We start from the raw sequence: 26,598 nt of genomic DNA, 5'->3' as shown, positions 1-26,598 counted from the left end.
GTCGCCCGCGGCCGGTTGCGGCCACCGCCGGATGCGGCGAAACACGCGGTGCGGCCGTCCGATCGATGCGAGGGTGGCGTCGGGTGCGCCCACGGCCGGGGGAGTTTCGGTTGGACGACGAGACGTTGCTGCGTCAGCAGACGAAGGTCGCGGGATTCACCGATCCGCACGTGCGCGGCCGGGACGACTTGGCCGCGGCGGTGTACGACGGCGAGTTCCGCTACGACGGGGACGTTCGTACGGTCGCGTTGCGCGAGCGGCTGCGCGAGCTGTTCGAAGAGGACCCGGCGGCGCGGCGGATCCTGCTGGTCTGCGACGGAGTACGGGTGGCGGTGGCCGTCCGGGAGTCGGTGCACGCCGATCCGGGAACCGCGGGCGCCGTCCCGGCCGGTGACCTCGGGGCGGGCGAACGGGCCGGGCTGCCGGGACGGTCCACCCAGTACCGGCTGCTGAGGTTCGCGTGCGCCCGGCCCGGATGCGCGTGGGACGCCCACGATTCCTTCTACGACGAGCGGTTCCGGCCGTCCTGCCCGGCACCGGGGCATGGCCCCATGGAGTTCGCGGAGGTCGTCCGGTGAAGCTGGACGCGGTCTCCAAGGCGTCCGCGGACTTCGGGCGCCGGTTCCTCCTGATCGGCTACTTCCCCGTGTACGCGGCAGGGCTGTGGCTGCTCCTGCTGGTGTGGGCGGGGGCGTGGGGACGGCTCCGGTTCGAGGACGCGTGGAAGACGGCGTCCGGGCTGGACTTGGGCGAGGTCGTCATGCTGGTGCTCGCGCTGACGGTGGTGGCCGTCGTGGTCCAGCCGTTCCAGCTGGCGATGATGCGGATGCTGGAGGGCAGCGCGGGGCCGTGGCCCGGGAAGCTGCTGGAGGGGCAGCGGAAACGCCGGAAGAAGCTCATGGACGATGCCGTGCCGGTCGGGCCGTCGCCGGGCGACGCGGAGATCCAGCGGGCCGGGGAGACGGGCCACGAGCTGCGGCGCCGCTACCCGCTGCCGGACCACCTGCTGCGCCCGACCGCCCTCGGCAACGTGCTGACGGCGATGGAGGACGGCGCGGGCCGCGCCTACGGGATCGACGCGGTGGCGGCGTGGCCGCGCCTCTACCCGCTGCTGGGCGAGCGGGTCCGGCAGGTGGTCGACGACCGTCGCGACGCCCTCGACTTGGCGGCCCGGATGGCCGTGACCATGACGTTCACCACCGCGGCGACGGGCGTGCTGCTGCTCGCGTCCGGTCCGTGGTGGCTGCTCACGCTCGTCCCGGCGGTGCTGGCCTGGGCGTCCTACCAGGGCGCCGTGCAGGCCGCCCTGGCCTACACCGAGAGCGTCGCGGTGGCTTTCGACCTGCATCGCGCGGAGCTGTTCGGCGCGCTGCGCGTCGCGCTCCCGACGACCCTGGAGAAGGAACGGGAGCTGAACCGGGAGTGGAGCGACCACTGGAGGCAGGGGGTGCCGCTGCGGCCGGACATGCCGTTCGCCGGGAACCCGAACGAGAGCTTCATCGTCCACAAGGAACAGAAGTGAGCGACCCCGAGGACACCCCCGACGGCACTCCCGACGGCACCCCCGACCGCGACACCGACCGCGACACCGCCGCCGCGGTCCTCCCGTACGCGATGATCGTCGGGCAGGACGAGCTGAAGTCCGCGCTGGAGATCGCCTACGTCGGCGATGCGATCGGCGGGGTCCTGGCGACCGGGCAGCGCGGCACCGCCAAGACCACCACGGTGCGGGCGTTCACGCTGATGCTGACCGGCCGGCTGCCCGTGACGCTGCCGATCGGCGCGACCGACGACCGGGTGCTCGGCGGCTGGCGGATCGACAAGCTGATGGCGGGCGAGGCGACGCCGCAGGACGGGCTGCTGCGGGAGGCGGCGTCCGGCCCGGCGGGGATCCTCTACATCGACGAGGTGAACCTCCTCGACGACTACCTGGTCAACATCATCCTGGACGTGGTGTCGACCGGGATCCTCAACGTGCAGCGCGACAACCTCGCGAAGGAGGCGGTCGAGGCGCGGTTCACGCTGGTCGGCACGATGAATCCCGACGAGGGCGCCCTCCGCCCGCAGCTCCTCGACCGGTTCGGCCTGGTCGCCGAGGTCCGGCCGGAGGACGACGCCGAACGGCGCGCGCAGATCATGCAGGCGGTGCTGACCTTCCAGGACAAGCCGGACTCCCCGGTCGTCGCGGAGGCGAAGCGGGCGGACGAGCGCAGGCGCGCGGAACTCGAGGAGGCGAAGGAGCGCGTCCGGAAGGTCGGGTTCGCCGACGGGGTACTGACGGCGTGCGCGCGGCTCGCGAACGCTTTCGGGCTGGCGGGGCACCGGGGCGAGCTCGTCCTGGCGCGCGCGGCCCGGGCCCGCGCGGCGATCGAGGGAACCGCGTGGGTCGGGCCCGAGCACGTCCGGTTCGTCGCGCGGTCCGCGCTCGTGCACCGCCGGGCGAGCGGCGATCCCGGCCGGATGCCGGAGTGGGGTCCGGAGGACGACCGGACGGTCGCCGAGCAGCTGGAAGGGTGAGCGGTGGCCGCGCTGGATCGGGTCCGGACGCTGCTGCGCTGCCTGGCGGCCGACCCCAGGCTGGGCGGGGTGCTGTTCTACGACCTGGACCCGTTCCTGCTGCCGCTGCTGGCGCGGCGGCTGGCGGAGGCGGTGCCGGGCGATCCGGCGACGGTGCCGCTCGGCCCGGGCGCGGGCGACGACGGACTGTGGGTACGCACCCGCCTGACCGGCGACGTGCTCCGGCTCGAACCGGGCCCGCTGGCCGCCGACGCGGGCGCCGTCGTGCTCGTCCCCGATCTCGGGCAGGCCGATCCGGTGGTGGCGCGGACCGTGGTGACGATGGCGGGCGCGGACGCCGCGTCGGTCGAGACACAGGGTTTCAGCAGGCGGTGGCGTCCCCGGACGTGGTGGATCGCCGCCGTGCCGCGCGCCGACGTCGCGAACCTGTCGGCGCACCTTCTCGACCGCTTCCCGATCCGGGTGGACGCGGGCGGCCTCTACGCGGAGTGGACGCCGCTGCGCGACGCGGCGGCCTGGACGACCCGCGAGGACGAGGAGGCGGCGCTGCTGCGGGCGTTCCCGCCCCTGCCGGCGCCGAACCCGGACCCCGGCCGTCCGCCCGCGCCCCCGCCGTCGCCCGGCGCGCTGCGCCGCGTCGTCGAGCTCCTGCCGCCGGGTCCCAGCCGCCGCCGTGACCTCGCGCTCGCCCGCGTCGCCCGCACCCTCGCCGGGTTCGACGGCGCCGCGCGGACGGACCCGGACCACGTCGACCGGGCCGCCGAACTCCTCGGCGTCCGCCCGCCGCGGGTCCCGGACCCGGCGCCTCCCCCGCCGCCGCCGCGGACCGCGGGGACGGACGAGGCGCCCGCGACCCGCGACCCGTCCCCGCACCGGCCGTCCGCCCCCGCCACGGCGGGCACGCACGCTCCGGAGACGTCCGGACGCACCGGCCCCCCGGTCGTCCTGCCCCCGCCCGCCGACGACACCGGCCCGTACCTGGAGGACGCCCCCGACGCGCTGCCCAGGCTCGGCGCGCTGCGGATCCCGGCCGGGCGCCGGACGCGGGCCGCACGGTGGCGCGGCCGCCCCCTCGGGGTGCGTCCGGCGTCGGACCCGCGCGATCTCGCGGTCGTCGCGACCGTCCTGGAGGCCGCGAAGTACCAGCCGGTGCGGCGGCGGAACCGGCCCCGCGCGCGGCCCGGGATGCTGATCAGCCCGGCGGACCTGCGCAGCCCGCGCCGCCAGGCCGAACCGGGCGCCGGCCTCGTCCTGGTGCTGGACCACTCGTGCTGGTGGGACTGGGACCGCGCTCGCGGGTTGGCCGGGTTCCTGCGCGAGGCGTACCGGGACGACGCGTCCGTCTCGGTCATCGAGTTCGGCCACCGCGACAACCCCGCGGAGCTGTCCGCCGTCCGGTACCGGGTGCGCACGCTGCTGGACCCGCGGGTGCTCCGCTCGCTGGAACGCGAACCGGGCCGCGCCACGCCGCTCGCGCACGGGCTGGAGCTGGCGGTCACCGAGCTGCGCGGGCTGCTGCGCCGCGGCCCGATGAAGATCGCGCTCGTGGTGGCGACGGACGGCCGCGGCAACGTGCCGCTGTCCGACAGCCTGCTCGGCGAGGTGCGCCGTCCGGTCGGCGCGCGCGGCGTCCGGTCCGCGCTCGACGCCGCCGCGCCGCTGCGGACGCTGCCGGGGGTGCGTCCGGTGGTCCTCGCACCAGACACCGGCCGGCACGACGGGCTCCCGTTCGACCTCGCGAACGCCATGGGAGGGACGCTGATCCTCGTACCGCGCAGAGATGACGGAGACGGAGACTCATGACACTCCGGAACCACCTCGCCGCCGACTCCGGACGGCCGCCGCCGGAGACCGCCGTCCGGCGGTACGGCGCGGACGCCCCCGACGTCCGGGACGCCGCCGGCGACAGCGCGCCCGGCGAACGGACGGCGTCGTGGTCGGCGCAGAACGTCAAGATCGACGACGTACTGCCGCCCGACATCGCGCTGCTGTGCGTCAAGTCGAACACCGGCAACGGCCTGCGCGGTTTCGAACTGCACTTCCATTACCGCACGCCGGTGCGGAGCGCCGTCGAGCCGGACGACCTGGGCAAGCAGCAGGCGTACGAGCGGCTGTCGCTCGGCCGGCTGCGGCGCGACGGCGACGACGACTGGAAGGGCCTCTTCGACTGGCTGGAGGAATGGTCCGGTGCCCAGAACGCGCTGAACCGCTGGCTCGGCGAGCTATTGGCGAACGAGCGCGCCCAGCTCATCGTGTTCGATGTGACGAGCTACGAGGTGCCGTGGGAGCTGTTCTACTACCGGCCGCCGCCCTACCGGGAGACCGGGCCGGAGGGCTGGCTGGGCGCGCTCGTCCCGGTCGCCCGCTGGACGAGCCTGCCGTACGACGACCACGAGTGGCATCTAGGTGCGCAGCCGCGGCAGGTGACGGGCGGCCTCCTGATGATGGAGGACGCGAGCATGGGCACCGACGTCGACTCCTACGTCAGGTACGAGGTGGCCGCCCGGGAACGGACGCTCGTGAGCCTCCTGCGGCTGCTCCAGGGCGAGGAGACGGCCGACCTCGCGTTCTCCCTCCTGCTGATCCACTGCCACGGGGAGCTCGCCGAGCGCAACCGGGTGCTGCTGGACGGGACGGACCTCGCCTCGATCAAAGGGCCCTGGCCGGCGTTGCTGCGCAACCGCGCGATCGTCCTGCTGAACGCCTGCATCTCCGGGCGTTCGGTCACCGACAGCGACGACCGGATCGGCGCCCCGGCACGCAGCTGCGCGCAGAAGTTCCTCGGCCGGGGCGCCGGGGGCGTCATCGCGACCCTCGGGGACGTCCACCTCGACCACGCCCGCGAGTTCGCGGTGAACTTCGTTGCGCGCGCGGAGGGCCGTGACCAGAACCTCGCCGAGTACCTCCGCGAGTACCGGGCGGAGATCGCCGAATTCATGCGGACCGCATTGTGCGAGCCCGACGCCCTGAAGCCCGTCGACTACAAGATGTTCTTCTGGAGCTTCATGTACGTCTACTACGGGCACCCGCTGACGACCCTGCGGCTGCACCCGAAGGACGCGCCGTGAGCGGCCCGGGGATCCGGCTGCGGCCCGTCGTGAGCTGGCCCGCACGCGCCGAGCCCGGCGTCGGCTACCGCATCAGCGTGGACCTCGAGACCGAAGGCCCGGTGGACGCCTGGCCGTACGAGCGGGAGGAGTACGCGGTCGGCTGCATGCTCGACGGCGGAGCCGGGTTCGAGGTCGACTCGGTCGGCGACACGACCCTCGTCGTCCACCGGTTCGGCGGGACGTACGGCCCCGTCACGTTCATCGCGCACGCGCTGGACGAACCGGAGGGGGAGCTGCGGCTCACCCTGATCACGCAGGGCGGGGTCCCGTTCCGGACGATCCCGTTGAACGTGGACCGCCCGGTTCCCGTCCCCGTGCCCGCGCGGGCGTCCGGGACCGGGGCGCCGTCACCTCCCGGCGCGAGCACGGATACCGGGCCGTCGCCGTCGCCGTCCCCGCCGCGCTACTCGCTCGTCCCGTACCCGCCGGAGCCGGAGGATCTGGGTGAGGCGCGCGAACTGCCGCCGGGACGCCTGTTCACGGCCGTTTCGCACGCGATCCCGTTCACCGGGCGCGACACGGAACTCGGCCGGTTGCGGGAGTGGCTGGAGGGCGACGGCGTCCGGGTGATGCTGCTGCACGGGCCGGGCGGGCAGGGCAAGACCAGGCTGGCGGCCGAGTTCGCCCGGCGCTGCGGCCTGGACGGCTGGCAGGCCGTCCAGGCCGTCCGGTTCGGCGAGGAGCCGGACGGTGCCGCCCGGGAGGCGGACGCCGCCCCGATGACCGTCGTGGCCCCGCCCCCTCCGGACGGGACGCCGGCGCAGTACGGCCTTCTGCTCGTCGTCGACTACGCGGAGACCCGGCGGATCGACGACCTGCTGGAGGTGATCGAGGACGCGGGGGCGTCGGCGTCCGGACGACCCGTGCGCATCCTGCTTCTCGCCCGTCCGTCCGGGACCTGGTGGCACGCCCTCGCGAACCGGCTCCGGGCCGAGGGGGTGGAGACGGCGTCGATGGAACTCGGGTCGCTGCTCGGTGAGGGGGGCGACCGCCGGGACGGCTTCCTCGAGGCGGCCGAATGGTTCGCGGGCCTCTACGGCCGGGCCCGAGACGGTTTCAGCCGGGTGGCCTCCTCGCCCCGGCTCCAGAGCGACTCCGCCTTCGAGCAGGTCTTGGCCGTCCAGATGGCCGCACTGAGCATGGTGCTCACCGGCGGGATACCGAGGAGGCCATCGCTGCGCGTCGGTGTCGCTTTCGTCCTGCTGCGCGAGGAACGCGGTTTCTGGTCGCGGGAGCTGGGGAAAAGCGCGGACACCACCACCTCGCCCGACGACCTCGCCCGGGCCGTGCACGTCGCCTCCCTGGTCGGTCCGCTGTCCGAGGAGAAGGCCGCGGACCTGCTGCGGGAACTGTCCGTCCCCGAGCCCGCGACCGTCCTGCGCGATCACGCGCGCTGCTACCCGCCCGCGCTCCCGGGTACGGCGCTGCAACCCGTCTCCCCCGACCGGCTCGCGGAGGACTACCTCGCCGTCACGCTCCAGCTCGAGCCGTGGGCCGAGGAGACGACGCGGCGGCTCGTGGCCGGCCCGTACGGCGCCGCGGCGATCGGCGTGCTGGTGGAGACGGCGCGCCGCTGGCCGGACGTCGCCGGCCTGCTGAACGCCGTCCTGCGGGACGACCCCGGGGCGGCGGTCGAGGCGGGGGCCGCGGTGCTGGTGCGGCTGGTCGAGATGCCGGACGCGGACCCGGCGGTGCTGGAGCTCATCGAGGAGCGGCTGTCCCGCGAGAGCCGCATCGACCTGGACGTCGCGCGGGCCGTGCTGGCGGAGCGCCTGTTCGGCGCCCGGTTCGCGGCGGCGGCCGCGGACCCGGTCCGGCAGGCGGACCTGTACCAGACGCTCGGCCGCCGCCGCGCCGCCGTGGGCATGTACGAGAAGGCCGAGGCGGCGGTCGAGGCGGCGGTCGCGCTCCGCCGCACGCTGTCCGTCGAACGGGACGACGCGCTCACCGCGAACGACCTGGCCGCCGCCCTGCACGCGTCCGCGAACAACCTGGGACGGATGGGGCGGCACGAGGAGTCCCTGCAACAGGCCCGCGAAGGGGTCGCGGTCCTGCGGGACCTGGCCGCGGTCCGATCCCGGGAGTACCGGCCGCACCTCGCGTCCGCGCTCAACTCGCTGGCGCTCGTCCTGGCGGAACTCGGCCGCCGCCGCGAGAGCCTGGCGGCGGTCGAGGAGTCCGTGGCGATCTACCGGAATCCCGAGGGGGAGTGGTCGGACGCCCACCGCCTCGACTTCGCGTCCGCGCTGAACAACCTCTCCGCGCGGCTCGCGGGCCTCGGACGTCCGGAGGAGGCCCTCACCGCGGTCGAGGAGGCCGTGGCGATCCACCGGGACCTGGAGAGGGACCATCCCGGCGCGCATCTGCCGGCGCTCGCGGCGGGCCTGCACAACCGGTCGCTGCGGCTGGCGGAACTGGGCCGGACGGACGAGAGCATCGCCGCCGCCGAGGAGGCGGTCGGGATCCAGCGGCGGCTGGCCGCGACCGTCCCGGACGCCTACGAGCCGAGCCTCGCGGGCGCGCTCGCCAACCTCTCCGCGCGGTTGGGCGAGCTGGGACGTCCGGAGGATGCGATGGCCGTGAACCTGGAGGCGGTCGACGTCTACCGCGCGCTGGCCGGCCAGCGGCCCGACGCCTACCGTCCCGACCTGGCCGCGGCTCTGAACAACCTCTCCGCGCGGTTGGGCGAGCTGGGACGTCCGGAGGAGGCATTGGCCGTGAACCTGGAGGCGGTCGACGTCTACCGCGTCCTGGTCGGGCGGCGCCCCGGCACCTACCGTCCCGACCTGGCCGCGGCTCTGAACAACCTCTCCGTCCGGTTGGGCGAGCTGGGACGCCCGGACGAGGGCCTGGCGGCGATCCGGGAGGCCATCGCCATCCGCCGCTCCCTCGTCCGGGACGACCCGGCGGCGTTCGAATGTGACCTCGCCGCTTCGCTGGTGAACCTGGCCGAGCGGCTCGACGAGCTCGGGCGGCACGAGGAGTCGATCTCCGCGATCCGGGAGGCCGTGGCCGCGTACGAGAGGCCGGCCGCGCGGCGGCCGGCCGCGCACCGCCCGGCGCTGGCGGCGTCCCTCGACCATCTCGCGGCCTACCTGGGCAGGGCCGGGCGGCCGGAGGAGGCGCTGGAGGTCTCCCACCGGGCCGTGGAGCTGTACCGGGACGTCGCGGCGCTGCGACCGTCCCGCAGAGAGGACCTCGCGCGCGCCTTGTCCAACGCTTCGAGTTTCTTGATGCTCCTGGACAGGGCAGAGGAAAGCGCGGCGAGCTGCGCGGAAGCGGTGCGGGTCTACCGGGATCTGGTGGCCGAGGGGTTTCTCCTGCACCGGGACAGCCTCCGGAGAAGCCTGGTCCGGTCGTCTCGGCTGATGCTCCTCAACGGGCGGACCGCCGAGGCGGCGGCGTTGGCCGAGGAAGCCGTCGAGCTCGTCCGGTCGATGGGGACTACGGCGGTTCCGGCCGCATCGGAGCTGGCGGAGGCGCTGAGCATCCTGGCCTTCAGCCTGTGGGCGGACGGGCGTGCGGACGAGGCCGTCACGGCCGCGACGGAGGCGGCGGCCGTGCACCGCGACCTCGCCGGACCTCAGCCTCGGGACGTGACGGAGCGGCTGCAGATCCTGATGCTGCTGTCCGACCTTCTCGGTGCACAGGGACGGACCGGCGACGCCGTGGACCGTCTTGGGGAGGCGGTCGACCTCCGCCTGTCGACCCTGCCCGAACGATCGTCGTTCCGGTCGATGCAGATGCTGGGGGAGCGGGTGCAGCGGCTGGCGTCGCGCTTGGAAGGCGAGGGAGGGTCCGGAACGGCGGATCCGGCGGACGACGCCGTCCGCGAGGTACGGGCCCTTCGTGATCGGCTGGCCGGGACGTACCGTGGGGCGCGGGACGAGGGCGGGAGCTGACCATGGACGTGGCGCTGGGCGATCTGGTGCGGGCCCTGGTGAGGATCATGCCCACGGGGGTCTGGGGCGAGGCCCTGCAAAGCCTGCTCCACGCCTCGCGCGTGTTCGCCCCGCACGTTCCGCCTGCGGTGCGCGCGGTGCTCGACGAGTCCCGGAGGACGCTCATGGACGATCTCGAAGCCGGAGTTCTGACCGCCGAGGAGAAGGGCGCCGCTCGTCTGCGCGAGCAGCTGTCCGCGCTGTTCGAGCGCTGTCCCGGCCTGGCCGCGACGTTCCAGCGGGTGCTGGAGGAGGACCTCGTCCGGCTGCTTCCGGAGGCGAGGCCCGGCCCGGGCGGCCGCGACGAGCCCTCCGGGGGCCCTCCGGTCGTCGGCATCGGCGGCATCGCCGGCGGGATCGTGCCCCGTGGGGACATCGTGACCGGCGGCGGCATCGTGCAGAACATCAACCGGGACCAGGTCCGCGACTCCTGAGCGCATCCGCCCCTCGCCCTCAGGGGTTCGTCCTCAGCGGACGATGAGGTACACCAGTGCCGTGATCAGCGCGATGACGGTGAGGGCCGCGGCCGTGATCCCGCCGTACGCCCGCCAGGGCACGGGCCGTCGTGCATCCGAACGGGCCGTGGGCGCCCCCCACGGCCCGTCGAACGGGACGGGCCCGCGCGGCGGAACCCACAGCCCGTCCGGGACGGTCGGGGCCTCCGGCGCCGGCGCGGCCGCCTCGGCCACCGGTTCTCGCAGGGACCATGGCTCCGGCTCCGGCACCGGCTCCGGCACCGGCACCGGCTCCGGTGGCGGCGCGGCGGGAGGCGGCCGACGGTCCGCCGGGAGCGACCTCGTGGCCGGACGCAGGAGCCAGGCGGGAGCGTCGGTCCCCTCCGGGACGGACGGACCACCGTCCGGCTCCTGCAGGGGCGGGATCAGCTCGGGCGGCGCCGTCAGGTCCCTCAGCAACTGGACGGTCTCGGCGCGGACCCACGCGTCCCGGCTGACCGCGAGCGCGTCGAACGCCGCCGACTCCGCCGGAGCGGCGAAGTCGGCGTTGCGGAGGATCAGGAAGTCGCCGCCGTCCTCGTGGAAGCGCCCCCACAGGCCCGGTTCCGCGGCGACGGCGCGGATGCCGAGCCGGATGACCCGCGCGGCGAACCGGTCCCCGGCGGGCCCGAAGTACCCGCGGCCGGCCCGGTCGGGGCTCCGGTAGTGCGGGATGCCGCTCTCCACCACCGGGAACCCGGCCAGGCCCGGCACGAACATCCCGTCGTAGTCGATGAGGCGGATGCGGTCCCCCGCCACCACGATGATGTTGCCGTGCTGCAGGTCGCCGTGGGCGATGCCGGCCCGCTCCAGCGCCCGCACGACCTTCGTGAACTCCAGCGCCATCCGGCGCAGCGCCATCGCGTTACCGAGCCGGTCCTCGATCCACGGGATCAGCGGCTCCCCGTTCACCCAGCTCATCTTCAGCAGCGGCACCCACCGCTGCTGGGGCAGGTGGAACAGGCCCTCGGCGTCGAAGCCGAAATCGACCTTCCAGTAGTCGTGGACGTCCGCGAGCGCCCGCTCGATCGCCCGGTAGCGGGTCGACAGTTCCGCCGTGGGCCGCAGGAAGCACTTGACCGCCCAGCTCCGGCGCCCGTCCGCGGACACGATCCGGAAGATGCTGCCGAACCCGCCGCCGTCCATCGCGCGCAGCGTCCCGCCGGGCGGGCGCACCACCGTGCCCGCCCGCAGTTCCGGGTCGCGCAGCCACCTGCCGGGGTCCTGGAAGGACGGGATGTAGGACGTGGCGTTGTAGAGCCGCTCACCGGCCATTCGGTCACTCCAGGGTCAGCCGGACCGCACAGACGTCGTCGTCGCGCATCGCTCCGGTCGTGCGCAGGCCGGCGACCCATCGGGAGAAGGTGCCCCGTCCGTCCGGTTCGCCCGGTCCGCCCGGTCCGTCCGTCTCCGCGTCGACGACCGCGTCCAGTTCCCGCCACGGGGAGCCGGTCCGCAGCGCCCATTCGGCGAGCGCGTCGGAGGCGAGCACGAACGTGTCGCCCGGCGACCAGGTTCCCCGGTGCAGCCGGACGCGCCGTCCCAGTGCGGCCCAGTCGGCGACGCCGACGCTGCCGACCGTGTCGGGGGCCGAGTCGAAGCGGCGGGCGTCCTCCAGCGGGAACGCCCGCAGGACGCGCCGGTCGCGCAGGTGGAAGACGCACGTGTCGCCCAGCGCGGCGGCCGTCCACGTGCCGTCGCCGTGCACGCACACCGCCAGCACGGTCGCCGCCGAACCGGAGCTCAGCTTGCGCTTCTCCCACCAGGGCAGGTCCCGGTTCTCCCGCTCGACCCGGACGTACCGCCGCAGCCGGGGCTGCCACGCCGCGCAGAGCCGCTGCAGGACCTCGGTGAACTCGCCGGCGTCGATGGTCGCCGAGACGGGCGCGCGCGTGCCGAACGCGCGAACGATCTCGCGCGCCCACGCTCCCGCCAGGTAGCTGTCGGACACCCCGTCGGCCAGGGCCAGCCGCAGGACCGGGACGGCGACCGCGCCGGTCGACTCGCGCGGCCAGCACGCGTCCTCCAGCTCGTCCGCCGTGTGCTCGCTCTTCGGGACGGCACGGACCGCGATGGCGCGGACCGCGACGGCACCCGTGACGCGCCCGCGCCCGCTGCCGCCGCCGAGTTCGTTCTCACCGCCCGGCCCGTCCGTCGTCGTGCTCACGCCATGCCGTCCAGGTGGTACGCCGGCCGTGTCCCGACGTCGAGGAACTGCACGATGGAGGTGATGTCGGCGTTGTAGACGAAGCCGCGGCTGTCCCGGTTCATCGCGAGACCGAGCTCCCCGGTCGCGTAGGACCGCATCCGGTCGGGCAGCGGGCTCGACATGCCGAACAGGAGCCGCCCGCTGTCGGGGAGGCCGTCGGCGGAGGCCGGAAACTGCACCGGCGCGTGCCGCTCCGACGAAATGTGCATGTTGAACAGCAGTGCGGGGCCGTCGTGCGTGCTCAGCGACCGGATCCGCGTTCCCGCGTCGGTCGGGTCGCCGTCCGTGGAGTCCCCGTCGGTCAGGTTCAGCACGATGGGCGGGTAGCTGCGCGGATGTTCTTCCACCCAGGTGTTCAGGACGCCGTGCGCCTCGTCCAGCGCCTTCGTCATCGGGGTCCCGCCCTGCGCGGCGGGCTCCAGCCAGACGGGCTCCTCCTGCGGATACTCGTAGACGCCGCCGTTCTCGTCCGTCCGGCGCACCATGCGGCTCTCCACCCGGATCGGGTGGTGCGCCAGCTCGCTCACCGTGACGAGCGGCCGCCCGGCGAGTTCGCCGGCGAGCGCCGGGCCGACCGTGCGGCCGTAGCAGACGACCCCGACGTGGAAGAAGTCGTAAATCTTGCCGCCGGTCCGGACGCACCGGCTGACCAGCTCGTTGAGCAGCCGGTTGAGCGCGTCGGCGACGACCTGCTGCTTGGTCGCGGCGCCGCCGCCGATCGCGCCGTGCATGGAGCCGGACTGGTCGATCAGGAACATGATGCAGGCCGGGGTGGCCCGGTTGATCTCGGCTTCGTACATGTCGGCTCCCGTCGGTGTCACAGTTCCAGGCGGAGGTCGAGTTCGTGCGGCGGCGCGGCGACCCCCCGGCCGGTGCGCGCGTCCACCGCGTGCAGATGGCCGTGGGCCGTGCCGGCGTAGACGAGCCCGCCGCCGACGGCGGGCGCGCACCGCTCGACCCGACCTCCGGTGTCGAACCGCCAGACGACCTCGCCGGTGGCGATGTCGAGCCGGTACAGCGAACGGTCCCGGCTCGCGGCGTACACAGCGTGCGTCCCGCCGCCGGGGCCCACGGTCACGCCCCCGGTGACGGGGCCGCCCGTGGCGGTCCGCCACCTCGGCCGCCCGGTCGCCGCCGCGAACGCGTACACCTGCCCGTCCCGGCTCCCGGCGAAGACGGTGCCGCCCGCGACGGCCGGACGGCCCGTGACGGCCCCGCCGGTGCGGGCCGCCCAGCGGCACTCTCCCGTCCGGGCGTCCAGGGCGAGGACCTCGCCCGCCGCCGTCCCGACGTGGACGCACCCGTCCACGGCGGCCGGGTCGCAGCCGTGCGCGTCGCCCACCGGCCACAGCGCGCACGCACCGGTCGTGCCGTCCACGACGAGCAGACCGCGGGACGTGCCCGCGTATGCCCGTCCGTCCAGCAGCGCGGGGGACGAGTCGACGACGTCCGGCGCGGCGGTGCGATGCCGGACCCGCAGGTCGTGCTCCAGGACGACGAGCTCGCCCGTGCCGGTGCCCACGCAGAGCACGTCCGCGTCGACGGCGGGCGTGGACCCGATCATGTCCCCGATGCGCGCGCTGCGCAGCCGCGTACCGTCGGCGGGGTCGAGGGCGTGCAGCGCCCCGTCGCGCCCGCCGACGTAGACGGTCCCGGCGCGCACCGCCGCACCCGACTCGATCATGTCCGCCGACTCGTGCCGCCAGCGCCGCGCCCCGGTGGCCGCGTCGAGCGCGTAGAGGCACCCGTCGAGGCTGGTGACGAGAACCAGGTCACGGTAAAGGACGGGCGGTGCGTCGATCATCCCGTCGGCGAGGAAGATCCACGGTTCGCGCCCCGGACGGGACGGTGCCGAGCGAGGGGCATCGGGCGCGGGGACGGGTCCCTCGGGGATCGGAGCGTCGCCTCGCTCCGGCGGGGGCGCGGCGCCTTCGGGCGCGGAGTGCACGTCGGCGCGCGTCTCGCGGCCCGCCCCGGCGCGTGGCTCGGCGGATTCCACGGCGCGCGGTTCGGGACGCGGTTCGGGACGCGGTTCGGGAGGCGGTTCGGGAGGCGGTTCGCTTCGCGTCGCGGCGGGCGGCTCGGCACCCGTCCGCGGGGGCTGTTCGGCGGGCGGGCCGCAGGCCGGTTCGACGTGCGTTCCGGCGGACGGGCGGGAGGCCGTTCCGGTGGGCGTGCCGGAGGGGGTGGTCTGTGGTTCGGTCGCGGGCACCGGCGGCGGCGATGCCGGTGGCGCCGATGCCTTTTCCTGGACCGGACCCTGCTTCCGGAACCCGGCCCACCGGCGGTGCCCGGCCCGGACCGCGATCCGGGCCGCCGGCGGGCGGTAGACCGGAGGACGCAGGCAGCTGCCGATCAGCCTGCGCACCCGCGGCGGCAGCGATCGGTCCACGTCGGGCGCGGACCGCAGGGCGGCCGCGGCCGTGGCCAGCATGTCCCGGTCGTCGAACGGGCGGCGCCCCGTCGCCGCGTACAGCAGGACCGCGCCGAGCGCGTACACGTCGTCGTCCGCCCGGATACGACCCGGGTCCGCGATGGCCTGCGGCGACATGTACGCCGGGTCCCCGCGCAGGGTGTGCCCCGGCGGCAGCGAGCCGGTCGACACGGCCCGCCGCACCAGCGGCGGCAGGACCGCGTAGTCGATCAACCGGACCCCGCCCGCGCCGTCGAGCAGTACGGCGGACGGGGTGAGCGCGCCGTGCACCACGGACGCCTCGTGCAGCGCGGCGAGGCCGCTCGCGAGCCGGTGCGCGAGCGCCGGCACCTCCTCCGGCGGCAGCGGGCCCGCGCGCCCGACCCGCTGCGCCAGCGGCGCGCCGCCCGCGTCCTCGACGGCGAACCACCAGCCGCCCTCGCCGGTCCCGTAGTCGGCGGGTACCCCGAGAAACGGCCCGGGCACCCCCCGGACCTCGTGCATGAGCTTCGAGAACGCCTCAGGCGGCAGGCCGCGCGTCCAGTGCGGGTGCAACCAGGTGACCACAACGGTCCGGCCCGTCCGCACGTCCACCGCGCGGTGCCGTTCGCCCAGCACCCCGGCGCCCAGCGGCTCCACCCGCTCGAAGCGGTTCCGCCGGGCGCGGTCCGCGCTCACCGGCGCCGTCCGGCCGACAGCGCCGCGAGGTCGATCGCGGCCAGCCGGCAGCCCCAGTCCCCGGCGAACAGCGACGTGCCGTCGGTGACCGGGGACGAGTCGACCCATTCGCCCGCCGCGAACCGCCCCCGCTCCGCGCCCGACAGCGTGTCCAGGGCGTACAGGGTGTGGTCGTGGCTCCCCGCGAACACCCGGTCGCCGTGAACCAGCGGGGCCGCCCGCACCGGTCCGCCCGCGGTGAACGTCCACATGCCCTGGCCGTCGGCGACGTCGATCGCGTACACCCGGTGATCGTCGGAGCCGATGTAGGCGACGTCCGGCGTGGCGGTCAGCGCGTGCACCGCCCGTTCCGCCCGGAACGTCCAGCGGCGCACCGGCCGGTGGGCGTCGACCGCGTGGACGGCGCCGTCCACGGTCCCGCACAGGACCAGGTCGCCGGCCCGCACCGGCGCGGCGGCGATCGCGGCGCCGGTGTCGTACCGCCAGACCTCCGACCCGGTGTCGGCGCGCAGCGCGTACAGGTGATGATCCCAGGAAGCGGCGTGTACGAGAGTCCCCGCGGCGGCCACCGGGCCCGCGACGGTGTTCGCGGTCCGGAACCGCCACAGCTCCTTGCCGCCGTCCAGGTCGAGGGCACGGACGAGGCCGCTCACGTCACCGAGGACGAGCGCGCCGGCCGCCGGGACGACGACCGGCTCCGTGCCCGCCGACGGGGCCGTCTCCACCCGCCACCGCACGGACCCGTCCCCGACGGACAGGGCGTGCACCCAGCCCCCGGAGCAGGGGAAGTACACGGTTCCGTCGTGGACGGCGGGCGTCCGCTCGATGCGCCCGCACCGTCGCGACGACCACAGCTCGCGGCCGTCCGCCGGGTCGAACGCGCGCAGCAGGCCGTCGTGCCCGCCCGCGCACAGGACCGTCCGTCCGGTCGCCGGGTCCTCGGCGAGGACGGGCGACGCGTAGTAGCCGTTACCGCCGAGCCGGACGCGCCAGCGCGGCTCGGTCGGGCCCGCCGGACCGGACCCGTCGCCGCCGTCCGGCGCCCGCCCCGGTACCCGGGCCGTCACCTCCGGCAGCGGCGTCACGACGGGACGGGCGTCGGTCGGGCGTTCGGCGTAGTCCCGCAGCACCCGGACCGCCCGGCTGGGCAGCGCGGCGAGCGCGCGGGGCGGCAGCGGGGCCAGGTCGCGCCCGGCCGCCCGGCGCGGCCCCGGTGGCGCGCCCGTCCGCAGCCGGGCGGCCGGGGACGGTTCCCCCGGCGTCGGCGTCGCGCCCGCCGGGGCTGCGTTCGCGTGCTCGGTGTCCGCCGGCTCGCAGGCCGCGATCACCGCCTCGGCGTCGATCCGGTCGCCGGCCCGGACGCGGGTGCAGGCGGCCACGAGCTCGCCGAGCACCTCGGGCAGCCCGTCGAAGCGCGCCCGCCCGTCCGCGTCCCGCACGATCATGTCGGTGGCGGTGAGCTGCGGATGCCGGCCGGTGGCGGCGAACGCGATCGTCACCCCCAGCGAGTAGACGTCCGTCGCGTGGGTCAGCAGCGCCCCCCCGATCGCCTGCTCGGGCGACATGTAGCCGGGCGTTCCCTTGCGTCCGCTGCTGTAGATCGACTCGTGCCCGAGCTCCTTGGCGATGCCGAAGTCGATGAGCTTCGGTTCGGACGCGTCCATGATGATGTTGCTGGGCTTGATGTCGCGGTGGACGATCGACCGGCTGCGCAGGTGCCGCAGCGCCACGGCCAGCCGCCGCGCCATCGACAGCACCGCCGGGACGGGCAGCGCGCCGGTCTCGGCGACGAGCTCCTGGAGCGTCGGCGCCTTCAGGTAGTCGATCGCGAGCCACGGCGGGTCGTGGTCGATGTCGAACGCCCGGACGCGCGCGGTGTGCACCCCGCCGAGGCGCATGATCGACTCGATCTCCTGGCGGATCCGGTCGCGCGCCTCGTCGCCGTGCGCCCGGGGATCGGAGACGATCTTCACCGCGGCGTACAGCCCGTCGGTGGTGCGCCGACCGAGGAACACCTTCCCCATGCCGCCGACGCCGATGACCCTGAGCAGGCGGTACTCGCCGAGCCGGGCGGGATCGCCCGGATCAAGATCACGCATGGCGGGACCCTATGCGGGGGCCGGGAGGAGAGCGGTGAAGGTCATGCGGAACCCCCGTTTCCATTCGCTCTGAATGAGCGTGCCGCGATGTTCCCACTCACTTCCCCCGCGGATAGTGGCATATGACATGGATGGCCACATTTGGTCGCACAAGGTGATGAATGATCATCAGTGCGTATCCGGACGGGGTGTTCGGGCGTCCGCGCGTGGCGGCGTAAAGTCGCGTTCCGTGAACGGACGGAACGTGGGCGGCGACGGCGTCTACGGCGGCGACGACGGCGTGTACGTCGGGAAGGCCGCGGCCGACGCCGCCGCGGACCGGGGCTGGCTGCTCGGCCACTTCAAGCCCTTAGGCGACGCACGGCACAGCGCCGAGGTCGAGATCAAGTGGGGCGTGCACCCGGAGGGGGAGCGCCGCGCGGCGTGGACCGACGGCGAGAAGCGCACCGCGCTGCTCGTCCTGATCAGCGGACGGTTCCGGCTGGAGTTCCCCGAACGGGACGTCGTGCTGTGCGAGCAGGGCGACTACGTGGTGTGGGGGCCGGGCGTCGACCACTCGTGGTGCGCCGAGGAGGAGTCGGTCGTGCTCACCGTCCGCTGGCCGTCCATCCCCGGCTACCGCGTCCCGGACGCCTGACGGAGACCCAGATGCCGGACGGGCCTGGATGTCGGACGGGCCTGGATGTCGATGCCCGACCGGCCGCGTGCGGACGCCGGACCGGCGCGGACGCCCGGCGCGGATGCCCGGCGCGGATGCCCGGCGCGCGGACGTCGGGCCGCACGCGGACGGCCCGGCCGGCGCGGATGCCTGACGGACGTGGACGTCCGGCTACTCCTGCCGGTGCGGCGTGTGCGGGCACTCGCACCGGCCTGTGCGGGCACTCGCGCCCGGCGCCGACAGTGCGGCCCGGCGATCGCGCGGGCGCCGGGCGCGCGTCGGCGCCGGCGCCGAGGGCCGGGCGGGCCGAAGGCGGGAATGCGGTCGAAGCCACCGGCGTGCGGGCGCTATCGTGGGCACCGACCTGCAAGGGTCGCCGGGAGAGTTCGCATAGTGGACTAGTGCAGGCGCCTTGAAAGCGCCCAGGGCTGGGGACAGTCCTCGTGGGTTCGAATCCCACACTCTCCGCCATACCGGACGGGTGAATTGTCCGTGATCGTCGGTCAGTGATCCGTTACCCTCGTGCGCATGTCGCAGACACCGAACGATCCCGCGGGCACGACACACCAGTTCCAGAACTTCGCCGGCCAGGCGCCGCAGCAGCCCGCCAAGGCGCCGGGCATGAACAAGGGCCTCATCTTCGGCATCGTCGCGGTCGTGGCCGTCATCGCGATCGCCGCGATCGCCTTCATGCTGATGTGACCCGACGACCTCCCCCTCCCCGGGGTCAGCTGTCGTTCGACGAGAAGTGCTGGTAGTCCTTGGCGCCCGTCCACGTGCCGCCCCAGCCCCAGCCGATCTCCGCGAACGCGTCGACGACGTCGTCCCCGGCGTGGATCATGCCGGGTTCGTCGAGGTCGCGGTTCCCGTACTTGACGCAGTCCGGGTGCGCGATCGAGCCGTCGGCGCTGACGTAGGGGTTCTCGCACGGGTTGATGTCGACGGCGAGGCCGTAGGCGTGCTGCGACCACGAGCTCGATCCGGTGGCCTGGCGGCAGTTGAAGGCCGAGGTGTTGTTGGCCTCGATGGAGTCGAAGTCGCTGCCCTCGTACTTGTCGACGGGCTCCATGCGCGCGATCGGGTAGCGCATCTCGTACAGCTTCTCGAACACCGACACGAGGTCCTCGGCGGCGCTCTCGTTGACCACGAGCCGGCCGCCGGTGTGCGGACGGTCGTCGAACCCCCAGTACGTCATCTCGATCATCCGGAGGTCGCCGGGCGAGACCGGGCAGCCCTCCCGCCACGAGTGCGGCAGGTCGCGGGCCGTCACCTCCTTGATGTCCGACCGGAACGCCGTGTTCGTGGGCGTCGCCGCCGGTGACTCCGCCGTGCCCGTCGCGGTCGGCGGTGTCGCCGGGGCGGTGCCCTGGTCGTCCCCGTCGCCCCCGCCGCAGGCGGCCGCGACCCCCAGGGTGAGTATCGCGGCGGCGGTCGCCGCGCTCTTCGCAAGCCTTCTACCTGGCATGACTCCAGAATGACATGCCATGTGTCCTGCGCGTCACCCCGGGATTCGCTACGGTTCCGATGGGGGCGCGCCCGCCGGAGAACGGGGCCGGACAGGACGGGCGCCGCACCGTATCCAGGGCCGGGCGGGGCACCCGGCGACCTCGGGCCAGGGAGCCGGTATGGCGGATCCGGAGGAGCGGGAGCGCGGCGGCGCGTCGCTCGAGGACGAGATCTTCGCGGTGGCGCAGCAGGTGGACGTGGAGCGGGCGCCGGGGCCGCGCATCCGGACGGACCGGGCGGAGGCGTTCGTCGAGCGGGCCCGCGCGTTCGTCACCCGGGACGTGTCCGCGCTCGCCGCGGGCTGCTGCGCGTTCGTGTTCGTCGACCTGGTGATGATGTACGCGCCGCTGATGGCGTCGGACCGTCCGAGCGTCCTGCCGCAGTTCGTCGCCCTGCTGGTGTTCGCGTTCGGGCTGGGCGGGCTGCTGGTGTGGCGGGTCGGCGGACGGTGGCGGACGTTCGGCTACGGGATGATGTTCGGCTGGGTGTTCCTGAGCCTGATCTCGGTCGGGCTCCTCACCGGCCTCACCGCCCCGCTCTGACCTGCCCGAAGGCGCGCCCTACGGGTGCGCCGGCCCGGACTCCAGCCGCTTGAGGACGGCGCCGAACGCCCGTCCCACGGCTTCCAGGTCTTCGGGCTCGATGACGTCGATGAAGTACTCGCGGACGGTCTCGACGTGGTCGCGCGCGGCCCGTTCGAGCGCGGCGAGGCCGTCGTCGGTGAGGTTGGCGAAGACGCCGCGCTTGTCGTTCGGGCAGTTGTCCCGCTCGACGAGGCCCTTGGACTCGAGCCGGGCGCAGGTGTGGGAGAGGCGGCTGCGCGACTGGCTGGCGTTCTCGGCGAGTTCGGCCATGCGCAGCCGCCGCCCGGGCGCCTCGGAGAGCCGGACGAGGATCTCGTACTCCGACACCGAGAGGCCGTGCCGGGCCTTGAGGTCGCGGTCCATGAGCTCGCTCAGCCGGACGCTGCCGTCGACGTAGGCACGCCAGTCGCGCTGCTGTGCGGCGTCGAGCCAGCGCGGTTCGGTCATACGCACCAGTATAGAACACAGATTGAAAGTTAAACTAACAACCGGCCCGCGAGTCTTGACAGACGGTACCGCGAGCCGGAAATAGTTGAAGCATCAATCATGTTGTGCGGGACGGATCGTCCGGCCGCGGGCCGGACGCCGACCGAGGGGAGACACCATGCCCGCCGTGACCGCGAACCCGCTGACCCTGCCGCGCCTGCCGCTGCTGCCCGAGGGCGAGACCGACTGGCGCCGGGTGGCCAAGGTCGTCACCGCGAAGAAGCACGTGGAGGGCGAAGGCTTCCAGGTCAGGCGCCCGTTCCCCGGCATCGACCTGTCGCTGGCCGACCCGTTCCTGCTGCTCGACCACATGGGTGCCGTCGAGTACGGCCCCGGCGAGGCGAAGGGGACGCCCTGGCACCCGCACCGGGGCTTCGAGACCGTCACCTACATCATCGACGGGGCGTTCCAGCACCAGGACACCACGGGCGGCGGCGGCCTCATCACCGACGGCGCCACCCAGTGGATGACGGCCGCGTCCGGCATCCAGCACATCGAGCAGCCGCCGCCCGAGCTGGTCTCCCGGGGCGGGCTGTTCCACGGCGTGCAGCTCTGGGTGAACCTGCCCCGCGCGCAGAAGTGGGTCGCGCCGCGCTACCAGGACATCGAGGCGCGCGACGTGAAGCTGCTCGCCGCGGACGACGGGTCGTCGCTCGTCCGCGTCATCGCCGGGTCCCTCGCGGGGCACGACGGTCCGGGCGTCACCTACACGCCGATCAACTACCTGCACGCGACCGTCGCGCCGGGCGCCCGGCTGGCGCTGCCGTGGCCGCGCGACTTCAACGCGATGGTGTACGTGCTGTCCGGGCGCGGGACGGCCGGAGTGGAGGAGGTCGCGCTGGACGAGGGGCAGCTCGCCGTGTTCGGCGGCTCGCACCACAAGGGGACGGACGACGGCCTGGTCGTCCGGGCCGCCGGCGCCCAGCCGCAGGCTAGCGCGCACGGCTGGGAGATCCTGGTGCTGGGCGGCCTGCCGATCCGGGAGCCGGTCGCGCGGTACGGCCCGTTCGTGATGAACACGCGGGACGAGATCGTCCAGGCGTTCGAGGACTTCCAGGCCGGACGCATGGGGACGATCCCGGCCGAGAAGGTCCCGCACCGGTCGGAGGCCGACGAGACCCTCGCGTGACGCGCGACCCGCCGATCCGACACGCGGAATCGTGTGACGGGGGCGAGCGCGTGCGCTACTGTGTTCGAACGAGTCGAACAGAGGTTCGACGAGTTCGATCCAGCCCGCGAACGCGCTCGCCCGGGGAGGCGACATGGCGACGACGGCGATCCGCGACGGGGCGGTGTGCCACCGGCGGCCGCGGCCCGCGACACGCCGCAGCGGTTTCTACGCAAATCTACGGCCGCAGCTATACCGCCTCATAGAGTCCGAGAGCGTGGACCCCGTGCGCAATCCCTATGCCCCCGGCGCCGGGCAGCGTCCCCCCGAGCTGGCCGGCCGCGACCGCGAGTTGAGGCAGTTCGAGGTCGTGCTCGAACGGGTGGCCCGCGGCCGCCCCGAACGCAGCATGATCGTGACCGGGCTGCGCGGCGTGGGCAAGACCGTGCTGCTCAACGCGTTCCGCTCGATGGCGATCCAGCGGCTGTGGGGGACGGGCAAGATCGAGGCCCGGCCCGACCAGTCGATCCGCCGCCCGGTCGCGTCGGCGCTGCACCGCGCCGTCCGGGAGCTCGCGCCCCGGCACCGCGCCCCCGACCGCATCGAGGACTTCCTCGGCGTGCTCAAGGCGTTCGCCCAGGCGGGCGAGGAGCCCGCGGGCAAGGCCAAGGCGCGGGCGCACCGCTGGCAGCCCGGCATCGACGTGCCCGCCGCGCGCGGCCGCGCCGACTCCGGCGACCTCGAGATCGACCTCACCGAGCTGTTCGTGGACGCCGCGTCCGTCGCGACCGACGTCGGCGCGGGCATCGCGCTGTTCGTCGACGAGATGCAGGACGTCCCGCCGGGCGACGTGTCCGCGCTGTGCGCCGCCTGCCACGAGCTCTCGCAGGTGGGCGGGCCGCTGATCGTCGTCGGCGCCGGGCTGCCGCACCTGCCGGCCGTCCTGTCGGCGAGCAAGTCCTACAGCGAGCGGCTCTTCCGGTACGCCCGCATCGACCGGCTCGACCGCGAGTCCGCCGACCACGCGCTGCTCGTGCCCGCCGAGCGGGAGGAGGTCACCTTCACCCAGGACGCCCTGGACGCGCTGTACGGCGCGGCCGACGGCTACCCGTACTTCGTGCAGGCGTACGCGAAGGTCGTGTGGGACGTCGCGCCCGGCACCCCGATCACCGCCGACGACATCAAGGTCGCCGCGCCCGAGGCCGAGAGCGAGCTCGCCGTCGGCTTCTTCGGCAGCCGCTACGAGCGGGCCACCCCCGCCGAGCGCGACTACATGCGCGCGATGGCGATGCTCGGCGACGATCCCGTCCCGACCGCCGCGGTCGCCGAAGAGCTGGGCCGCAAGCCGTCCAGCCTCTCGCCCGCCCGCGACGGCCTCATCAAGAAGGGCCTGATCTACAGCGCCGAACGCGGCGTGATCGCGTTCACGGTGCCGCATTTCGGTACGTTCCTCCGCTCCCAGCCCGCCTGACCCGCACGCCCGCCACCAGCGCGCCCGCCACCAGCGCGCCCGCCACCAGCGCGCCCGCTACCAGCACGCCCCGATAACCGCACGCCCGCTGTCCCGCCGCACCCGATCCTCGCGCGCTCTGCCGCCGTCTAGGGCTTTCTAGCGTCCGGCCGATAACCGGCTAGAGAGCCGCATCGAGCCTCGTTGGAGATATTCGCTTCTCTAGCGAAAATGCTAGAGAGCCCTAGCTTTCCCTGCTCATCACTATCTAGCGCTATCTAGGGGCAGAGCTAGAAAGCCCTAGACAAAGCGATGCGGTCGCGACGCCGAACGCGACGTCGAACGCGATGGGTCTCTAGGGCTTTATCGGGATTCCCGGATACCGGGCTATAGAGCGGCAGACAGGCGCGGTTCCGGCTGGACGCGCGCGGGCTGCACCACCCGGTGGCGTTCGGTCGTCGACACCGCGAACACGAGCCGCACGTCCCGTCCGTCCACGCGGGCCGGGAACGCCAGGAACCGCCAGCAGCCCTCCCGCCACACCTCCAGCGGCACCGCGCTCGTGACCGCGTTCTCGTGCGCGGCCCACTGCGCGCTGCCGTGCAGCGTCGCGTACGTCTCAGCCAGCGGGCTGCGCCGCCGCTCGCACGGCGTCACCGGGCGCGCCCCCGGCAGCCGCCGCCGTCCCGGCACGCCGGTCAGCTCCGGGGACAGCGCCGCGAACAGTGCCAGCTCCACCGCGAACACGACGGCGATCACCACGTGCCCGTCCCGCAGCGCGCCCAGCCCGGTGAGCGGCGCGCCCAGCGCCGTGACCGCCACGGCCGTCAGCAGCACCGCCCGCGCCACGCTGCGCCGCCCGACCCGCTTGCCGCTCAGCCCGCCGAAGCACCCGCACCCCGCGTCCGGCCGCCGCACCCGCAGCTCCCCGACCACCCACGTCGCCGCCGCGAACGCCACCGTCGTCGCCAGCCGCACCACGACGTGCGGCGACACCAGCAGCGCCAGCCCGAGGACGCCTTCCCCCACCCCGAGAAGCACCGTCATCCGGCGGCTCCGGCGCAGCGCCGTCAGCCGCGCGGCCCCCGCCGGGACCGGCACCCCGTGCACGTGGTCGGGCGCCTCCGCCCGCTCCCGGACCGCCAGCTTCGCCGCGCCCGCCGCCAGCAGCACCGCCGCCAGCAGCAGGACCTGCGCGTTCTGCGCCGCCGTCACCATCGCTCCGCCCTCCCGCCGATCACCGCGCGCACCGTCGCGTTGAAGCACCCCGCGTCCAGCTCGCCGCCGAGCCCGACGAACGCCGCGGGCGTCAGCTCCGCGACCCGCCCGCGCGGCGACGCCCCGCACTCGGTGCACCGGTCGCAGAACCGCGCCGCGACGCACCCGCACTCGATCACCGGCACGGGACGTTCCCGGCCGCCGCACTCGTTCCGCACCACGACCTCGCTGCCCAGCGACAGGTACGGCAGCGCGACGCACGGCGCCGGCGCGTCCGCGCACCCCCCGGCGTGCCCCTCCGGGTCGACCGCCGGATACGCGGCCCCCGCCGGCGCCGCGAGCCCCCCGAACCAGGTCACGGTGCCGTGCAGCGTCCCCGGGACGGGCGCCGCGGGCTCCGGCGCCGCGAGATCGTCCACCCGGTAGCCCGGCTGGGACGTCCCGGGCCGCACCGCGAGCGGCCCGTCCGGCGAGGCCACGCAGATCACGTCGAACAGGTATCCCGGCTGCATCCGCGGATGCCTGACCTGCACCGCCCCGAGGACGTGCGGGGGGATCACCACGCGGGCGCGCCCGCGATGGGGGCCCATGTCCACCTCCACGGTGTCCCGCCCGCACGCCGTGATCGTGCCGGCGACGCGTTCGATGTCGACCCAGACCCGGTCCGCCCGGATCCCGCCGCCCCCCTCCCGCACGTCGTCCCGCGCGCGCTCCCGCACGTCCTCCCGCGCGCGCTCCCGCACGATCGCCCGCCGTCCCGGTCGCAGCACGGCGGAGCCCCCGGGCCCGCCGTGCCAGACCCGCACGTCCTCGTCCAGCCCGATCCGGACGGGCGCGCCCGCGACGTCGAGGACGAGCGTCCCCGGCGTCGCGTCCACGATCATCCCGGCCCGGACGCCCCACGTTCGCTGGAACTCGGCGACGCCGGCCCCCGCGGGCCCGATCGTCCCGTCCGCCCGCACCTCGGCGGCGTCCGTCCGGCGGGCGGGTCCCTCGAACGACGCGTACGGCCCGGGGACCGCCGTCGCGGCCGGCAGCGGGCCGGGGCCGCCGGGGACGGGCTCGCGGCGGCGGGGCGTCCCGCGGCGGCGGGTCGATCCGCGGCGGTGGCGTGGCGGCATGCGGCACTCCGGCGTCGTCGTCGGCGGCGCACGGCTGGTGAACCGGGCCGGTGGAGGCACTGTTGTTAGGACAGCGAGTCAAGATTCACGTGCGCCCGGACCCGTGTCGACGGATTTGTTGCGATAAGTCGCCAAGTGGGAGACGTCTGATCTACCTGGGTTGAAGATTATGCACTGGTTGACCCGAATATGTGCTTTGGGTAGACCCACAATTACGATCTTCGTGCGATCGTCAACTGTACCGGGAGTGCGCGCGGTCCAAGATCCGGAAAGGCGGCCGGGCGGCTCCACGACCCCTGGTGCGGTGGTGAGTTGAGCAGGACGCGGCATGAGGAGTTCCGCGACTACGTGGCGGAACGCGGGCCCGCCCTGCTGCGTGCCGCCATGCGGCTGACCAGTGACCGCACCGAGGCCGAAGACCTCCTCCAGGCCGCCCTCGCCAAGACGTACCTGGCGTGGGATCGCATCCAGGATCGCGCGGCGGTGGACGGATATGTCCGGCGGGCCATGGTCAATACGCAGATCTCGTGGTGGCGGCGGCGAAAACTCGACATTTACCCCACCGATGTTCTTCCGGACCGGCCGGTCGACGATCACACGCGGCGCAGTGAACTCCGGGACGTGCTCGGCCGCGCCCTCCGCCGGCTGCCCGAACGGCAGCGCCTCGCGGTGATGCTCCGCTATTACGAGGACATGTCCGAAGCGGAGATCGCGGAGGTGCTCGGCGTCAGCGTCGGGACGGTCAAGAGCACCGTCTCGCGGGCGGTCGCGCGGCTCCGCGACGACGACGTCCTCGGCGACGACTTCCCCGGCATCCCGCCCCAGCGGCCGGACCGGCACGACGAGCCGTGAACGGCATTCTGACGTCGAGTCAGGACGGGCGTGGTCACGCAGCGGCGTGAACGGTCACACCAGGTCACCGTTAATGGTGATTTCGGGGATCATGTGGCCTTCCGGGGGTCGACGGGTGTATGCAAGGTGGGCTGACTGTCCGGACGACCCCCTT

22 protein-coding genes and 1 tRNA gene are annotated in these 26,598 nt (G+C 74.2%); 14 read left to right on the top strand and 9 right to left on the bottom strand.

Features of this window, described 5'->3' with window-relative positions:
- The first annotated feature begins 110 nt into the window (after nt 1–110).
- The 7 genes from F7P10_RS19625 to F7P10_RS19595 are packed head-to-tail and all read left to right on the top strand — an operon-like array spanning nt 111 to nt 10,002.
- A complete protein-coding gene (locus F7P10_RS19625) occupies nt 111–578 on the top strand; it encodes a hypothetical protein (protein ID WP_151010836.1) in 468 nt (155 codons plus the stop codon).
- On the top strand, nt 575–1,522 hold the full coding sequence (locus F7P10_RS19620) for a hypothetical protein (RefSeq protein WP_151010834.1): 948 nt from the start codon (nt 575–577) through the stop codon (nt 1,520–1,522). Before F7P10_RS19625 ends, F7P10_RS19620 begins: the two co-directional genes overlap by 4 nt.
- The gene (locus F7P10_RS19615; RefSeq protein WP_218040584.1) at nt 1,519–2,517 is read left to right on the top strand and encodes an AAA family ATPase; all 999 of its coding nucleotides are present in this window, start codon (nt 1,519–1,521) and stop codon (nt 2,515–2,517) included. Before F7P10_RS19620 ends, F7P10_RS19615 begins: the two co-directional genes overlap by 4 nt.
- Nucleotides 2,518–2,520: 3 nt before the next feature.
- The gene (locus F7P10_RS19610; RefSeq protein WP_151010832.1) at nt 2,521–4,320 is read left to right on the top strand and encodes a magnesium chelatase; all 1,800 of its coding nucleotides are present in this window, start codon (nt 2,521–2,523) and stop codon (nt 4,318–4,320) included.
- Nucleotides 4,317–5,585, top strand: a complete 1,269-nt coding sequence (locus tag F7P10_RS19605) for a CHAT domain-containing protein (RefSeq protein ID WP_151010830.1) — start codon at nt 4,317–4,319, stop codon at nt 5,583–5,585. The genes F7P10_RS19610 and F7P10_RS19605 overlap by 4 nt, the downstream gene beginning before the upstream one ends.
- A complete protein-coding gene (locus tag F7P10_RS19600) occupies nt 5,582–9,529 on the top strand; it encodes a tetratricopeptide repeat protein (protein WP_151010828.1) in 3,948 nt (1,315 codons plus the stop codon). The genes F7P10_RS19605 and F7P10_RS19600 overlap by 4 nt, the downstream gene beginning before the upstream one ends.
- 2 nt (nt 9,530–9,531) lie before the next feature.
- Complete coding sequence (locus tag F7P10_RS19595; RefSeq protein ID WP_151010826.1) at nt 9,532–10,002, top strand: hypothetical protein; 471 nt, start codon at nt 9,532–9,534, stop codon at nt 10,000–10,002.
- Between the two features lie 33 nt (nt 10,003–10,035).
- Here F7P10_RS19595 and F7P10_RS19590 read toward each other — a convergent pair whose 3' ends face one another.
- From F7P10_RS19590 to F7P10_RS19570, 5 genes are read right to left on the bottom strand one after another with little or no spacing between them, the layout of a single operon-like run.
- Complete coding sequence (locus tag F7P10_RS19590; RefSeq protein ID WP_151010824.1) at nt 10,036–11,337, bottom strand: hypothetical protein; 1,302 nt, start codon at nt 11,335–11,337, stop codon at nt 10,036–10,038.
- Between the two features lie 4 nt (nt 11,338–11,341).
- Complete coding sequence (locus F7P10_RS19585; RefSeq protein ID WP_151010822.1) at nt 11,342–12,229, bottom strand: protein phosphatase 2C domain-containing protein; 888 nt, start codon at nt 12,227–12,229, stop codon at nt 11,342–11,344.
- Complete coding sequence (locus F7P10_RS19580) at nt 12,226–13,071, bottom strand: vWA domain-containing protein (protein WP_151010820.1); 846 nt, start codon at nt 13,069–13,071, stop codon at nt 12,226–12,228. Before F7P10_RS19580 ends, F7P10_RS19585 begins: the two co-directional genes overlap by 4 nt.
- A gap of 17 nt (nt 13,072–13,088) precedes the next feature.
- Nucleotides 13,089–15,362, bottom strand: a complete 2,274-nt coding sequence (locus F7P10_RS19575; RefSeq protein WP_176611563.1) for a PQQ-binding-like beta-propeller repeat protein — start codon at nt 15,360–15,362, stop codon at nt 13,089–13,091.
- The gene (locus F7P10_RS19570; RefSeq protein WP_151010816.1) at nt 15,359–17,461 is read right to left on the bottom strand and encodes a PQQ-binding-like beta-propeller repeat protein; all 2,103 of its coding nucleotides are present in this window, start codon (nt 17,459–17,461) and stop codon (nt 15,359–15,361) included. The genes F7P10_RS19575 and F7P10_RS19570 overlap by 4 nt, the downstream gene beginning before the upstream one ends.
- Nucleotides 17,462–17,690: 229 nt before the next feature.
- Between F7P10_RS19570 and F7P10_RS19565 the strand changes: the two genes are divergently transcribed.
- From F7P10_RS19565 to F7P10_RS42470, 3 genes are all read left to right on the top strand, one after another.
- Entirely contained in the window at nt 17,691–18,098 is a 408-nt protein-coding gene (locus F7P10_RS19565) for a signal peptidase I (RefSeq protein ID WP_254716702.1), read from the top strand.
- Between the two features lie 400 nt (nt 18,099–18,498).
- Nucleotides 18,499–18,590: transfer RNA gene (locus tag F7P10_RS19560), tRNA-Ser, on the top strand.
- Between the two features lie 57 nt (nt 18,591–18,647).
- The gene (locus tag F7P10_RS42470) at nt 18,648–18,821 is read left to right on the top strand and encodes a hypothetical protein (RefSeq protein ID WP_176611562.1); all 174 of its coding nucleotides are present in this window, start codon (nt 18,648–18,650) and stop codon (nt 18,819–18,821) included.
- Nucleotides 18,822–18,846: 25 nt separating this feature from the next.
- Here the strand turns inward: F7P10_RS42470 and F7P10_RS19555 are convergent, their stop codons facing one another.
- Nucleotides 18,847–19,584 carry a M15 family metallopeptidase gene (locus F7P10_RS19555; RefSeq protein ID WP_151010814.1) on the bottom strand — a complete coding sequence of 246 codons (738 nt, stop codon included), beginning with the start codon at nt 19,582–19,584 and terminating at the stop codon, nt 18,847–18,849.
- Between the two features lie 160 nt (nt 19,585–19,744).
- Here F7P10_RS19555 and F7P10_RS19550 point away from each other — a divergent pair, with 160 nt between their 5' ends.
- Nucleotides 19,745–20,167 (top strand): hypothetical protein, encoded by a 423-nt coding sequence (locus F7P10_RS19550; protein WP_151010812.1) that lies wholly within the window; start codon nt 19,745–19,747, stop codon nt 20,165–20,167.
- A gap of 18 nt (nt 20,168–20,185) precedes the next feature.
- Here the strand turns inward: F7P10_RS19550 and F7P10_RS19545 are convergent, their stop codons facing one another.
- Nucleotides 20,186–20,656, bottom strand: a complete 471-nt coding sequence (locus F7P10_RS19545; protein ID WP_151010810.1) for a MarR family winged helix-turn-helix transcriptional regulator — start codon at nt 20,654–20,656, stop codon at nt 20,186–20,188.
- 157 nt (nt 20,657–20,813) lie between these two features.
- Here F7P10_RS19545 and F7P10_RS19540 point away from each other — a divergent pair, with 157 nt between their 5' ends.
- Together F7P10_RS19540 and F7P10_RS19535 are read left to right on the top strand one after the other, a co-directional pair.
- The gene (locus tag F7P10_RS19540) at nt 20,814–21,824 is read left to right on the top strand and encodes a pirin family protein (RefSeq protein ID WP_151010808.1); all 1,011 of its coding nucleotides are present in this window, start codon (nt 20,814–20,816) and stop codon (nt 21,822–21,824) included.
- A gap of 256 nt (nt 21,825–22,080) precedes the next feature.
- Nucleotides 22,081–23,274, top strand: coding sequence for an ATP-binding protein (locus F7P10_RS19535; protein WP_151010806.1), 1,194 nt, complete (start codon nt 22,081–22,083; stop codon nt 23,272–23,274).
- Nucleotides 23,275–23,640: 366 nt separating this feature from the next.
- On the opposite strand, the gene F7P10_RS19530 is transcribed toward F7P10_RS19535, so the two are convergent.
- Nucleotides 23,641–24,471 (bottom strand): MauE/DoxX family redox-associated membrane protein, encoded by an 831-nt coding sequence (locus F7P10_RS19530; RefSeq protein WP_151010804.1) that lies wholly within the window; start codon nt 24,469–24,471, stop codon nt 23,641–23,643.
- A complete protein-coding gene (locus F7P10_RS19525) occupies nt 24,465–25,592 on the bottom strand; it encodes a hypothetical protein (RefSeq protein ID WP_254716700.1) in 1,128 nt (375 codons plus the stop codon). The genes F7P10_RS19530 and F7P10_RS19525 overlap by 7 nt, the downstream gene beginning before the upstream one ends.
- Nucleotides 25,593–25,904: 312 nt before the next feature.
- Here F7P10_RS19525 and F7P10_RS19520 point away from each other — a divergent pair, with 312 nt between their 5' ends.
- On the top strand, nt 25,905–26,444 hold the full coding sequence (locus F7P10_RS19520) for a SigE family RNA polymerase sigma factor (RefSeq protein WP_151010802.1): 540 nt from the start codon (nt 25,905–25,907) through the stop codon (nt 26,442–26,444).
- Nucleotides 26,445–26,598 lie beyond the last annotated feature (154 nt).

Source organism: Actinomadura sp. WMMB 499 (assembly GCF_008824145.1).
Taxonomy (GTDB): Bacteria; Actinomycetota; Actinomycetes; order Streptosporangiales; family Streptosporangiaceae; genus Spirillospora.
Note: the sequence above shows the minus strand (reverse complement) of the source record. Positions and strands in the feature narration are given on the sequence as shown.